The organism is Pseudoxanthomonas sp. PXM04 (genome assembly GCF_014851695.1).
GTDB classification, from domain to species: Bacteria; Pseudomonadota; Gammaproteobacteria; order Xanthomonadales; family Xanthomonadaceae; genus Pseudoxanthomonas_A; species Pseudoxanthomonas_A beigongshangi.
In genome coordinates this window covers 301,972-314,253 of record NZ_JACVAG010000006.1, presented here as the reverse complement: position 1 = coordinate 314,253, position 12,282 = coordinate 301,972, and the positions used below count along the sequence as shown (strand labels likewise).

At 66.4% G+C, this 12,282-nt stretch carries 11 protein-coding genes; 5 read left to right on the top strand and 6 right to left on the bottom strand.

Features of this window, described 5'->3' with window-relative positions; all coding sequences use genetic code 11:
- Positions 1–17: 17 nt before the first annotated feature.
- The 3 genes from IB228_RS16060 to groES all read right to left on the bottom strand — a co-directional run bounded on the left by IB228_RS16060 (position 18) and on the right by groES (position 3,871).
- Positions 18–1,091, bottom strand: a complete 1,074-nt coding sequence (locus tag IB228_RS16060) for a 3-deoxy-7-phosphoheptulonate synthase (protein ID WP_192199170.1) — start codon at positions 1,089–1,091, stop codon at positions 18–20.
- Positions 1,092–1,799: 708 nt separating this feature from the next.
- Positions 1,800–3,440, bottom strand: coding sequence for a chaperonin GroEL (groL, locus tag IB228_RS16055; protein ID WP_183641000.1), 1,641 nt, complete (start codon positions 3,438–3,440; stop codon positions 1,800–1,802).
- A gap of 140 nt (positions 3,441–3,580) precedes the next feature.
- A complete protein-coding gene (gene groES, locus IB228_RS16050; RefSeq protein ID WP_183640997.1) occupies positions 3,581–3,871 on the bottom strand; it encodes a co-chaperone GroES in 291 nt (96 codons plus the stop codon).
- 196 nt (positions 3,872–4,067) lie between these two features.
- Between groES and IB228_RS16045 the strand changes: the two genes are divergently transcribed.
- From IB228_RS16045 to IB228_RS16025, 5 genes are read left to right on the top strand one after another with little or no spacing between them, the layout of a single operon-like run.
- The gene (locus tag IB228_RS16045; RefSeq protein WP_141454182.1) at positions 4,068–4,292 is read left to right on the top strand and encodes an AbrB/MazE/SpoVT family DNA-binding domain-containing protein; all 225 of its coding nucleotides are present in this window, start codon (positions 4,068–4,070) and stop codon (positions 4,290–4,292) included.
- A 2-nt stretch (positions 4,293–4,294) separates the two neighbouring features.
- Entirely contained in the window at positions 4,295–4,693 is a 399-nt protein-coding gene (locus tag IB228_RS16040) for a type II toxin-antitoxin system death-on-curing family toxin (RefSeq protein ID WP_192199169.1), read from the top strand.
- Positions 4,694–4,725: 32 nt separating this feature from the next.
- On the top strand, positions 4,726–5,058 hold the full coding sequence (gene cutA / locus IB228_RS16035; RefSeq protein WP_183640990.1) for a divalent-cation tolerance protein CutA: 333 nt from the start codon (positions 4,726–4,728) through the stop codon (positions 5,056–5,058).
- Between the two features lie 3 nt (positions 5,059–5,061).
- Positions 5,062–7,386: a protein-disulfide reductase DsbD gene (locus IB228_RS16030; protein WP_192199168.1), complete on the top strand. Its 2,325-nt coding sequence runs from the start codon at positions 5,062–5,064 to the stop codon at positions 7,384–7,386.
- Complete coding sequence (locus tag IB228_RS16025) at positions 7,383–7,979, top strand: TlpA disulfide reductase family protein (protein ID WP_192199167.1); 597 nt, start codon at positions 7,383–7,385, stop codon at positions 7,977–7,979. Before IB228_RS16030 ends, IB228_RS16025 begins: the two co-directional genes overlap by 4 nt.
- 406 nt (positions 7,980–8,385) lie before the next feature.
- On the opposite strand, the gene IB228_RS16020 is transcribed toward IB228_RS16025, so the two are convergent.
- The 3 genes from IB228_RS16020 to IB228_RS16010 all read right to left on the bottom strand — a co-directional run bounded on the left by IB228_RS16020 (position 8,386) and on the right by IB228_RS16010 (position 12,254).
- Positions 8,386–9,420 carry a DUF5694 domain-containing protein gene (locus IB228_RS16020; RefSeq protein ID WP_192199232.1) on the bottom strand — a complete coding sequence of 345 codons (1,035 nt, stop codon included), beginning with the start codon at positions 9,418–9,420 and terminating at the stop codon, positions 8,386–8,388.
- Positions 9,421–9,598: 178 nt separating this feature from the next.
- Complete coding sequence (locus IB228_RS16015; RefSeq protein ID WP_141452850.1) at positions 9,599–9,904, bottom strand: hypothetical protein; 306 nt, start codon at positions 9,902–9,904, stop codon at positions 9,599–9,601.
- A 403-nt stretch (positions 9,905–10,307) separates the two neighbouring features.
- A complete protein-coding gene (locus IB228_RS16010; RefSeq protein ID WP_192199166.1) occupies positions 10,308–12,254 on the bottom strand; it encodes an aminopeptidase P family protein in 1,947 nt (648 codons plus the stop codon).
- Between the last annotated feature and the right edge of the window lie 28 nt (positions 12,255–12,282).

Here is a 12,282-nt window from a genome sequence, read left to right as displayed (position 1 = left end):
GCCCTCCACGATGCGGACTAGGCGGCCTGCGACACGTTGCGCTCGCGGCGACGGCGCACGGCGGCGGCCAGGCGTTCCAGCACGGCCACCGACGCGTCCCAGCCGATGCAGCCGTCGGTGATGCTCTGCCCGTAGGCCAGCGGCTGGCCCGGCACCAGATCCTGGCGGCCGGCGACCAGATGGCTTTCGATCATCGCGCCGATGATGCGGGTCTCGCCCGCTTCGATCTGCGCGGCGATGTCCTCGATCACGCGCGGCTGGTTTTCCGGATCCTTCAGGCTGTTGGCGTGGCTGGCGTCGATCATCAGGCGCGGCGCCAGGCCCGCCTTCGCCAATACCTGGCTGGCCGCCTCCACGCTGTCGGCGTCGTAGTTCGGCGCCTTGCCACCGCGCAGGATCACGTGGCAGTCCGGGTTGCCGGTGGTGGCGGCGATGGCCGAGCGGCCTTCCTTGGTGACGGCCAGGAAATGATGCGGATGCGAAGCCGCGTTGACCGCGTCGGCGGCGATCTTCACGTTGCCGTCGGTGCCGTTCTTGAAGCCGACCGGACACGACAGGCCCGAGGCGAGTTCACGGTGGATCTGGCTCTCGGTGGTGCGCGCGCCGATCGCGCCCCAGGCGACCAGATCGGCGATGTACTGCGGCGAGGTTGTGTCCAGGTATTCGCAACCGGCCGGCAGGCCCAGGCGGTTGATGTTGCGGAGCAGGCCGCGCGCCAGCCGCAAGCCCTCGTTGATGCGGAAGCTGCCGTCCAGGCCAGGGTCATTGATCAGGCCCTTCCAGCCGACCGTGGTGCGCGGTTTCTCGAAATACACGCGCATGACGATTTCCAGTTCCCCGCCCAGCGCATCGCGCAGCGGGCGCAGGCGCTGCGCGTATTCCATCGCGGCGATCGGGTCGTGGATGGAACATGGGCCGATCACCACCGCCAGGCGATCGTCGCGGCCATGCAGGATCGCGTGCAGCGCTTCGCGGCTGCGGCTGACGGTTTCGGACACGGCTTCGTCGCAGGGCAGTTCCGCGATGACCTCGGCCGGAGGCGTGAGCGGTTCCAGCTTGCGGATGCGCAGATCGTCGGTGTGGGGCGCCATCGGGAAATCTCCAGTTCGTTGTCTGTGTGCGATGTCGCCAGCCCTGGAAGCAAAAAAGCCGCCAGGTTCGCTGGCGGCTTTCGGGAATGCGTCTGAATGTTTCTTCAGGGTGAGCGCAGTCCTTCCTCCGCCAGCGGCATCGGAAAGTAGTACCAAAAGTAAAAGCTGGCGCGGGCTGCGTTCATTGGAGTGCATTGATAACACAGCTTTGCCGCGATGCAAAATGTTTCATTTGCAAGCACCCGCCCTCCCCTTGTGGGAGCGACGTCAGTCGCGAGCCTTCCGTTCATCATTCGGGAAGGGCACGGGCCCAGGGGGCAAAAGCTCGCGACTGACGTCGCTCCCACAGGAGAGGAGGTTGCCGGGCCCAAAGAAAAACCCCGCCTTGCGGCGGGGTTTTCGTCTTGCGGGTTTGCCTGGAAAGCCGGATCAGAAATCCATGCCGCCCATGCCACCGCCCGGCGGCATCGCCGGCTCGTCCTTCTTCGGAGCCTCGGCCACCATCGCTTCGGTCAAGCACCCGCCATCTCCTTGTGGGAGCGACGTCAGTCGCGAGCCTTCCGTTCATCATTCGGGAAGGGCAGAGGCGCCGATGGCAAAAGCTCGCGACTGACGTCGCTCCCACAGGAGAGGAGGTTGCCGGGCCCAAAGAAAAACCCCGCCTTGCGGCGGGGTTTTTCGTCTTGCGGGTTTGCCTGGAGGGCCGGATCAGAAATCCATGCCGCCCATGCCGCCCATGCCACCGCCCGGCGGCATCGCCGGCTCGTCCTTCTTCGGAGCCTCGGCCACCATCGCTTCGGTGGTGATCATCAGGCCCGCGATGGACGCGGCGTTCTGCAGCGCGGTGCGGGTGACCTTGGTCGGATCCAGGATGCCGAACTCGACCATGTCGCCGAACTCGCCGTTGGCGGCGTTGTAGCCGAAGTTGCCCGAACCGTCCTTGACCTTGTTGACGATCACGGAGGGCTCTTCGCCGGCGTTGGTGACGATTTCGCGCAGCGGGGCTTCCATCGCGCGCAGGGCGATCTGGATGCCGTGGGTCTGGTCTTCGTTGATGCCCTTCAGGCCTTCGATGGCGGCCTTGGCACGGATCAGGGCGACGCCGCCGCCCGGGACCACGCCTTCCTCGACGGCCGCACGGGTGGCGTGCAGGGCGTCTTCAACGCGCGCCTTCTTTTCCTTCATCTCGACTTCGGTGGCGGCACCGACCTTGATGACGGCCACGCCGCCGGCCAGCTTGGCCACGCGCTCCTGCAGCTTCTCGCGGTCGTAGTCCGAAGAGGTCTCTTCGATCTGCGCCTTGATCTGCTTGATGCGCGCTTCGATGGCGGAGGTGTCGCCGGCGCCGTCGATGATGGTGCTGTTTTCCTTCGAGACCTGCACCTTCTTGGCGCGGCCCAGATCCTTGATGGTGGCCTTCTCCAGCGACAGGCCCACTTCCTCGGAGATCACGGTGCCGCCGGTCAGCACGGCCATGTCTTCCAGCATCGCCTTGCGACGGTCGCCGAAGCCCGGGGCTTTCACGGCCACGACCTTGACGATGCCGCGGATGGTGTTGACGACCAGGGTCGCCAGCGCTTCGCCTTCCACTTCCTCGGCGACGATCAGCAGCGGCTTGCCGGCCTTGGCCACGCCTTCCAGCACGGGCAGCAGGTCACGCACGTTGGAGATCTTCTTGTCGTGCAGCAGGATGAACGGGTCATCCAGGTCGGCGGTCATCGACTGCTGGTTGTTGACGAAGTATGGCGACAGGTAGCCGCGGTCGAACTGCATGCCTTCGACGACGTCCAGTTCGTTGTCCAGGCCCGAGCCTTCCTCGACGGTGATCACGCCTTCCTTGCCGACCTTCTTCATCGCGTCGGCGATGATGTTGCCGATCGACTCGTCGGAGTTGGCGGAGATGGTGCCGACCTGGGCGATGGCCTTGTCGTCGGCGGTGGGCTTGCTGATCTTCTTCAGCTCGGCCACGGCGGCGATCACGGCCTTGTCGATGCCGCGCTTCAGATCCATCGGGTTCATGCCGGCGGCGACCGCCTTGGAACCTTCGCGGATCAACGCCTGCGCCAGCACGGTGGCGGTGGTGGTGCCGTCACCAGCGTTGTCGGAGGTCTTGGAAGCGACTTCCTTGACCATCTGCGCGCCCATGTTCTCGAACTTGTCGGCCAGTTCGATTTCCTTGGCGACGGAAACGCCGTCCTTGGTGATGGTCGGGGCGCCGAAGCTCTTCTCGAGCACGACGTTGCGGCCCTTCGGGCCGAGGGTGGCCTTGACGGCGTTGGCGAGCACGTTGACGCCGCGCACCATGCGCGAACGAGCGTCTTCACCGAAACGGATGTCCTTTGCAGCCATGGGTATTAACTCCGGGATTCGATATTGGGGATTGGGGATTCGATGGGTTGGCGGGAGGCGGAATGGGTCGGGATGCGATCAGCGCAGAAGTCGCGCTTGTCCGAATCCCGAATCTCCAATGCCGAATCCCGCCTCGGCGATCAGCCGAGGATCGCGAAGATGTCGTCTTCCTTCACGACCAGATAGTCGGTGCCGTCCAGCTTCACTTCGGTGCCGCTGTACTTGCCGAACAGGACCTTGTCGCCGACCTTCACCTTCGGGGCGCGCACGTTGCCGTTGTCCAGGACCTTGCCTTCGCCGACGGCGACGACTTCACCCTTGATCGGCTTCTCGGTGGCCGAGTCCGGAATCACGATGCCGCCCGCGGACAGCTTCTCTTCTTCCATACGCTTGATGACCACGCGGTCGTACAACGGCTTGATATTGCTCATTTCAATCCTCTTTAAGTGATTGATTGGACAGGGAAAGGTTGGCGATTTTAGCACTCGGTACCCGAGAGTGCCAGCAACGCGGGCAAACAAACCCCGGCGAACCGGGATTGCGCTGAGATGGGGCCCGGGCCGAGCCTTTCAAGGGCCGGGGATCGAATGTTTGATCTTCGGCCGTATTACGTCTGTAATTACGTCCATGAAAACGCTCAAGCTCAACCGCATCGGCAATTCCGTTGGCCTGGTCCTGCCCCGGGACGTGCTGTCGCGGCTGAAAGTAGCCGAAGGCGACACCCTCTATCTGACCGAGGCGCCGGACGGTTACCGCCTGACTCCGTTCGATCCCGAGTTCGCGCGGCAGATGGATGCGGCCGAGCAGATCATGCGCGAGAACCGCGACGTCCTGCGCAAGCTGGCCGAGTAGCCATGCGCGAACCGGTCTGGTTGCTGGAGTCGGTGATGGAAGCCGCCCACCTGCAGCAGTTGGCCGAACACGGCGGCCCGTCCGGCGTCCGCGACCCGCACCTGCTGAGCAGCGCCCTGGCGCGTCCGCGGCAGGTATTCGCCTACGGCGACGGGGTGGATCTGGCGGCGCTGGCGGCGGCCTACGCCCACGGCATCGCGCGCAACCATCCCTTCGTCGACGGCAACAAGCGCACGGCGCTGATTGCCCTGTTGCTGTTCCTGCGGCTCAACGGCCAGGACCTCGTCGCTCCGCCGATGGATCGCTATCTGATGACGATGGCGCTGGCGGCCGGCGATTTGAACGAGACCCAACTGGCCGACTGGATCCGGTCCCGACTCCAACCTTTTCCGGCGCCCTGAACCGGCGCCCACGCTGCGATAATCGCCTGCCTATGTCCGTCCTGATCGCCTTTTGCACCTGCCCCGATGCCGACAGCGCCCGTCGCCTGGCCGGGACGCTGGTGGAAGAGCGGCTGGCGGCATGCGTGAACATCCTGCCCGGGATGACCTCGGTCTACCGCTGGCGGGACGCGGTGGAGACCACCGACGAGGTCCAACTGATCATCAAGACCACCGCCGTGCGCCTGCCGGCGCTGGCGGCCCGGCTGGCCGAGCTGCATCCCTACGAACTCCCCGAGCTGCTGGCGGTCCAAGCCGCCGCCGGCCTGCCCGCCTACCTGGCCTGGGTGACGGCGGAGACGAGCGAGCCCCGAGAGGAATCCTGACCGATGACGTGGTTGTCCCGCCTGCTGGCCCTGGGCCTGCTGCCCTTCGCCTGCGCCGCGCAGGCCCAGATCCGCCCGCAGGACCTGCCTCCGGTCGACGAAGTGTTCGTCCCCAGCGTGACCGCGCCCAGCCGCGACCGCATCGAGGTCAACTGGAAGATTGCCGACGGCTACTACCTGTACCGGCATCGCACCGGGGTCGAGGTGAGCGCCGGCGGTTTCACCGCCAAGCCGCTGCAACTGCCCAAGGGCAAGGCCTACCGCGACGAGTTCTTCGGCGACGTGGAAACCTATCGCGGCAGCCTGACCGCGGTGCTGCCCGGCCAGGCGGGCGCGGACGCCGATACGGTCACCCTCAAGATCAAGTATCAGGGCTGCGCCGACGCCGGCATCTGCTATCCGCCGCAGGTCCGCAACCTCACCGTGAACCTGCCCGGCGGCGCGCCCGCGGCGGCGGCGAACGATGCCGGCGGCTTCGTGCCGCTGGGTTCGTTGACCGGAGGCGGCTCGTCGCTGCTGGGTGGCGGCAAGGGCGCGGTCGATGCCGCGCCGCTGCCGCAGGATCGCGCCTTCGCGGTGGAAGCCATCGCCTTCGACGGCAACCAGTTGCTGCTGCGCTTCACCCCGGCGCGCGGCTACTACGTCTATCGCGACCGCACCTCGATGGCGCTGGAAGGCGCGTCCGGCATCGGCCTGCAGAAGCCGCGCTGGCCCAAGGGTCAGGCCTACCACGACGAACACTTCGGCGACGTCATCGTCTACTTCGATCAGGCCGAAGTGCCGGTGCCGCTGAAGCGCGACCATGCCAACGCCGCCAAGGCCACCCTGCGGGTGACCTTCCAGGGCTGCCAGACAGGCGGTATCTGCTATCCGCCGATGACCCGCCGGATCGCACTGTCGATTCCGGCCGGCAAGGTGACCCCGCCGGCCGAAGCCGCTGCCTCCGAAGCGCCGGCAGCGCTGCCCGCGTCGAATGGCGCGGCGGTTGCGGATACCGCCGGCACGGACGCATCCACTACCGAAACACCCGCCGCCTCCGACACGGCCGCTTCCGCCGGCGCTACCACCACCGAGGTGCCACGCACGCGGCCGCCGGAAGACGCGCTGCGTCGCGCCTCCGGCACGCCGACCAGCCTGTGGCTGGCGCTGCTGCTGGCGCTGGGCGGTGGCCTGATCCTCAACCTGATGCCCTGCGTGCTGCCGGTGCTGTCGCTGAAGGCGCTGTCGCTGGCCGGCGGTGATCGGCCGAAGGCGCGTGCACTCTGGTACACCGCCGGCGTGCTGCTGAGTTTCCTGGCGGTGGGCGGCGCGGCCATCGCGCTGCGCGCGGCCGGTCAGGCGCTGGGCTGGGGCTTCCAGTTGCAGCAACCGCTGGTGATCGGCGTGCTGGTGTACGTGGTGTTCGCGGTCGGCCTGAGCCTGTCGGGCGTGTTCGCCGTGGGTTATGGCCTGGCCGGCGCCGGCGATGGGCTGGCCCGCCGACACGGTCCGGCCGGTGATTTCTTCACCGGCGTGCTCGCGGTGGTGGTGGCGAGCCCGTGCACCGCGCCGTTCATGGGCGCGGCGCTGGCGTTCGCGTTCGCCGCGCCGGTGCCGCTGGCGTTGCTGGTGTTCCTGATGCTGGGCGTCGGCCTGGCGCTGCCATTCCTGCTGATCGGCTTCGTGCCGGCACTTGCCAACCGCCTGCCGCGCCCGGGCGCGTGGATGGAAACGCTGAAGAAGGCGCTGGCCTTCCCGATGTACCTGACCGCGGTGTGGCTGCTGTGGGTGCTCGGCCGCCAGCGCGGCATCGACGCGGTCGCGCTGGTGCTGGTCGGGCTGGTGCTGCTGGCGGTCGCTGCATGGTGGCTGCAACGCCTGCGCTGGCGCGCCGCGCCGGTGCAGCGCGTGCTGGCGGTGCTGGTGCTGGCCTCGGCTATCGTGCCGCTGGTGATGGCGCATCGCCTGCCGCCGCCGGAACGCGCCGCGCCCACCGGGACGCAGCACAGCGTCGCCTTTTCGCCGGAGCGATTGGCCGCGCTGCGCGCCGAGGGCAAGGTGGTGTTCGTCGACATCACCGCCGACTGGTGCGTGACCTGCAAGGCCAACGAGAAGACCGTGCTGGATCGCGAACCCTTCCGCAAGGCGCTGGCCGACGCCAACGGCGTGCTGATGCGCGGCGACTGGACCAATGTCGATGCCACCATCACCGCCTACCTGGAACAGCACGGCGCGGTCGGCGTGCCGCTGTACGTGGTGTATCCGCGCAACGGCGGCGAAGGTGAAGTGCTGCCGACGGTGCTGACCCAGTCCATGATCGAGGACGCACTGGCGAGGGCCGCGCGATGAAGGTCACTCCCGCGCGCGTGCTATGGGTGGCGGTGGCCGCCGGCGCGCTCGGCCTGCTGGCCAGCCATGCCTTCGACAGCGGCTGGCTGTGGCGCACCGAACCGGGACAGCAGGCACTGCAGACCGTCGTCAACGCAACCGCGCCCAAGCCGCCGCCCGGCGTGACCCCCGCCAAGGTGGGCGATCCGATGCCGAAGATCGCCCTGCCCGGCCCCGACGGAAAGACCGTGGACCTGGCGAGCTATCGCGGCCGTCCGCTGCTGATCAACGTATGGGCCAGCTGGTGCGGCCCGTGCATCAAGGAAATGCCGGAACTGGACCGCTTCGCCCGCGAACAAGGCGCCGACGGCGTGCAGGTGATCGGCCTGGCGCTGGACACCGTGGAAGGCGTGAACGACTTCCTCGCCAAGGTGCCGGTGCAGTACCCGATCCTGCTGGACACGCCCGGCCCGGCCGACAGCAGCGTCTGGCTGGGCAACGCCAAGGGCGTGCTGCCCTACACCGTGCTGGTGGGCGCGGATGGGCGCATCCTCAAGCAGAAGATCGGGCCGTTCGTGGAAGGCGAGATCACCGGCTGGGCGAGCAAGCATTAGCTTTTTTGCCTCCCCCTTGACCAGCCATTCGGCTGTTGAAAGCGAAAAAGGGGGACTGAGGGGGATTTGCTCTTTCTTCCAGCACCGCGCGAATCCCCCGTCACCCGCTACGCGGGTGCCCGGCCCTTTTCCGCTTTCAACAGCCGAATGGCGGGTCAAGGGGGCTATCAAGACCACGCGAGCTTTTTGCCTCCCCCTTTGCAAAAGGGGGACTGAGGGGGATTTGCTCTTTCTTCCAGCACCGCGCAAATCCCCCGTCACCCGCTAGCGCGGGTGCCCGCCCCCTTTTTCAAAGGGGGCTATCAGGTCGCGCGAGCTTTTACCTCCCCCTTTGCAAAAGGGGGATTGAGGGGGATTTGCTTTTCTCTTCCAGCACTACGCAAATCCCCCACCGCCCACTCACCCTCTACTCCAACACCGCCTGCACATCCACAATGCTCACCCCCGGCATCTGCCCCAGCCATTGATCGAACCAGGGTTTGTGCGACGCACCGACAATGTTCAGCACGCGCTGCCCCGGCCGATCACGCACCGTCTCCAGAATATTGGCGACCATGCGCAGGTTGCGGATTTCCCAGCCGTTGACCCAGATCTGCGGATAGTGCTGCGGCGACTGCGCACGCAACGGGCCACGCAGATTGTTCTCGGCATAGATCCACGACACCTCGGGCTGGTTGATGTAGCGATACAGCGGCAGCAGGTCCGGCGCCTTGATCAGGCGGTCCTGCTCGGCGATGGCCTGCTCCAGCTTCGTGCGATCGGTCTTCCATGCCGCCATCACCGCTTCGCCAAAGGCTTTGGTCTCCGCGATCTGATGGCTGTCGCCGGTGTGATCGTCAATGGGATGCACACGCTCCAGCCCCAGCCTGGCCGCCAGCCGCGCGCCGATCTGGAAGCTCTCGTTGTTGCGCGTTTCCAGCTCGCGCAACATCTGCACCAGCACCTCGTCCAGACCGTCGCCGACGCGGCGCTCGCCCGCCGGCAGCCGCAGCCATTGCACGTAGGCCGACGCCGGGTCGCTGGCGGCCAGGAACAGCGCGGCCAGATGCCGGCGCTGCGCGGGCGCCGGATTCGCCGGCCACGCGGCCAGCGCCTTGTTCACCCCGGCAATCGCGGCGGGAATATCCAGGCCCGTGGCCGCCTTGGCCTTGTCCGTGCTCCGGCAGTAGTCCTCGCCGTAGACGGTGGGATGGCGCGCGGCCAGATCGCATTGCTCACCGCCAATCGCCTCGATGGTGATGACCTGCGGCTTGAACGCGGCCAGCTTGTCCAGCAGCGGCGCCAGCGCCTCCACCTTGAAATCCTTCTGCTCGCGCAGGTGGACCGACCCCAGCACCAGCATCTGCGTGCGCGGCCCGACCATGTCGTCATCGAGCGTGGTCAGGTTCTGGGCATGGGCCAGTAAAGGCGCACCGCCCGCCAGGCAAGCCATCAGCATCATCGTCTTGCGCATCCGTCCGTCCTCGGTTGTATTCCCGGACAGTGCGATGCACGAAGAGGCGGCAGGGTTTAAATCCGGACCGAAGCGGATGATGTGCGAGGCGCGCGCATCACCGCTGGCTGTACACATGACGGCACGCGGGGAAAGCCCATCTTCCCCGGCATGCCGCACACCCACATCAGCGCATCGCGCGCTTGCGTTTCAGCAGCTTCCGCTTGGGGCCATCACCCGGCTGGGCCGGAGTGACCGAGATCCACTCGGACTGGTTCATGATGCGGTCGACCTGCCGCTCCATGTTCTCGAAGCTGGCGTACCAGCGGTGGATGGCCATGGTGGGTTCGTTGTGTTCGTCGCCACCGCAGGCGGCGCTGAGGCAGCCCATCAGGTTGAGCTGGTTGCGCAGTTGTTTCAATTCGTAGATGGCCGCTTCGGAAAAGAAATAGCCGGTGCGCGGCATGGCGGGCGTAGGGGAATCTGAACTCATTGGCGGTACTCCAGTCCGTGGGGAAAGATCCCCGCTGCCGGATGGCAAACGGGGATGCCGGGAGGCCAAAAACCGCATAGAGTCGGCGGGCGTATTCCCTCAAGAAGAGGTCTTGTATTAGCCGCCCTCCCGACGCTGAACTTTCACCGCGTCGGAATACCGATGGTGCCGGTACAGAAGAGCCACCGAGAACTGCGACGGTGGCTCCGCTCTATGTGGGAGTTTTGGACTCCGGTGACGAGTCTGCCTTCGCCATCGAACGCGTTCAATGCTTTGGCGTTCAATGTTATGCAAGTGACTTGGTGCGAATTTTCCCGAACAGAGGGATATCACTTCGCATGTACTGGAGATCCGCAGCACCATCGCATCCACGAATCACCGATACGGTGAACCGTTCGCCCATTCATCGGCCCGCGGCGGACCGTTTGCCCGCGCCTGTTTTTCCAGCGCCGGTGGAATGCGCCGACCTGTCCGTACTGCCGACGCTGCGTTGTTGTCCTGCGGGATTGGCTTCGGGCACGAGCATGACGTCAGGAGACGGCTTCTCCTCTGGTGCATCTCCGCGAAGCCCCATCGCGTTCTCCATCCAGCGAAGGGCGCGTTCGGTCAGGTGCGGGCCCAGTGTTTCGCCCACGTTGCGGTGGTATTCCTCCAGCCAGCCCTGCTCGTCCCGGTCGAGCATCTCCATCGACAGGCATCGCACGTCGATGGGGCACAGCGTGAGCGTCTCGAATTCAAGGAAACCCGGTTCGCCACTGGCGTGACGCGCATGCACCAGGTTCTCGATGCGCACGCCCCATTGGCCGGGGCGATACAGGCCCGGTTCGATGGAGGTAACCATGCCGGCGTGCATCCCGCTGTCCGGGTGTAGCGGCGCGCGCCAAGAGATCCGCTGCGGGCCTTCGTGCACGTTGAGGAAGGCGCCGACGCCATGGCCGGTCCCGTGCCCGTAGTCCAGCCCTTCGCGCCATAGCGGCGCCCGCGCGATGGCATCCAGCATCTGCGCCGGTATCCCTTCCGGAAAACGGGCACGCGACAGTGCAATCAGTCCTTTCAGTACCCGCGTACAGTCGCGCCGCTGGCGTGGCGTCAACGCACCGACGGGTACCATCCGGGTGACGTCGGTGGTGGCGCCCTGCCGATACTGGCCGCCGGAATCGATCAACAGCAGGCCATCGCCACGGATGGTTTCCCCTTCGTCCATTGCCCGGTAATGCGGCATCGCTGCGTTGGCGTTGAAGGCGGCGATGGTCGCGAAACTGGCGCCGGCAAAACCCTCGCCCGCCGCACGGTGCATCGCCAGTTGGCGGTCGACCTCGCGCTCGCTGACCGTGCCTTCGCGCAAGGCCTCGTCCAGCCAGGCCAGGGCTTCGCACAAGGCGATGCCGTCCAGCATCATGGTCGAACGAATCGCCTCGATTTCCGTCGCGGACTTGCGCGCCTTCATCGCGGCCACCGGATTGCCGGCTTCGATCAAATGGACACTGGCATGCAGGCCGGAAAGCATGCCGATGCTGGCTTGCTGCGGATCCACCAGCAAACGGGAGTCCTTCAGTCGCGCCAGCGCCTGCCGGGCATCGGCATAGGGCTCGATGGCCACGCCGTGGCGCGCCAATCGCTGCGCGCATTCCGCGGATAGGGCATCTTCCGTGAGGAACAGACTCACCCGCTGGGGTTCGATCAACGCATGGGCGAGAAACAGCGGGTGATAGGGAATGTCCGAACCCCGCAAATCGAACAGCCAGGCGATATCGTCGAGCGCCGAAATCAGATGGCTATCGGCGCCGGTGCCGGACAGGACGGCGCGGAGCGCATGCATGCGCCCCATTGCGGCGCCCGAACCCGGTCCCGCGCCAATGGGACGTCGCGGCAGGCCGGGCCGATCGCCCCACACCGCCAGCAGCGGATCGGTATCGGCAATCAAGCGGATGTGGCGCGGCGCGAGACCCGCCTGCAGCCGCCGGTGCGCCGCCAGGCTGAAACAATCACCATCGATGGCGACGAAACCGCCAGCGCGGACGTTGCCACACAGCCAGCGGGCACTCTCTTCGATCAGGTCGCTTCCGGACTGCTCCACCTGCACGCCGGTGCCGGCCAACCGCTGTTCCGCCTGCTGCCGGTAACGGCTGTCGGTCCACAGGATGGCCCACTTGCGACCGATGATCAGCAAACCCGCCGAGCCGTCGAAACCGCACAGCCAGCGGCACGCCTGCCAGCGTGGCGGAGGCTGCTCGGTCTGGTGCGGATCCGAACAGGGCACCAGCACCGCGTCGACCGCGGCTTCACGCATCCATGCGCGCAGTCGTTTCAGTCGTGCGCGGAACAACGCGGGAGTCGGGGCGCCCCTCATGGCCGGACCGCGTGGAAGGTGACGGTCC

Coding starts and splice junctions, on each gene's coding strand:
- IB228_RS16060 (WP_192199170.1), bottom strand. CDS start 1,091: ATGGCGCCCCACACCGACGATCTGCGCATCCGCAAGCTGGAACCGCTC.
- groL (WP_183641000.1), bottom strand. CDS start 3,440: ATGGCTGCAAAGGACATCCGTTTCGGTGAAGACGCTCGTTCGCGCATG.
- groES (WP_183640997.1), bottom strand. CDS start 3,871: ATGAGCAATATCAAGCCGTTGTACGACCGCGTGGTCATCAAGCGTATG.
- IB228_RS16045 (WP_141454182.1), top strand. CDS start 4,068: ATGAAAACGCTCAAGCTCAACCGCATCGGCAATTCCGTTGGCCTGGTC.
- IB228_RS16040 (WP_192199169.1), top strand. CDS start 4,295: ATGCGCGAACCGGTCTGGTTGCTGGAGTCGGTGATGGAAGCCGCCCAC.
- cutA (WP_183640990.1), top strand. CDS start 4,726: ATGTCCGTCCTGATCGCCTTTTGCACCTGCCCCGATGCCGACAGCGCC.
- IB228_RS16030 (WP_192199168.1), top strand. CDS start 5,062: ATGACGTGGTTGTCCCGCCTGCTGGCCCTGGGCCTGCTGCCCTTCGCC.
- IB228_RS16025 (WP_192199167.1), top strand. CDS start 7,383: ATGAAGGTCACTCCCGCGCGCGTGCTATGGGTGGCGGTGGCCGCCGGC.
- IB228_RS16020 (WP_192199232.1), bottom strand. CDS start 9,420: ATGATGCTGATGGCTTGCCTGGCGGGCGGTGCGCCTTTACTGGCCCAT.
- IB228_RS16015 (WP_141452850.1), bottom strand. CDS start 9,904: ATGAGTTCAGATTCCCCTACGCCCGCCATGCCGCGCACCGGCTATTTC.
- IB228_RS16010 (WP_192199166.1), bottom strand. CDS start 12,254: ATGAGGGGCGCCCCGACTCCCGCGTTGTTCCGCGCACGACTGAAACGA.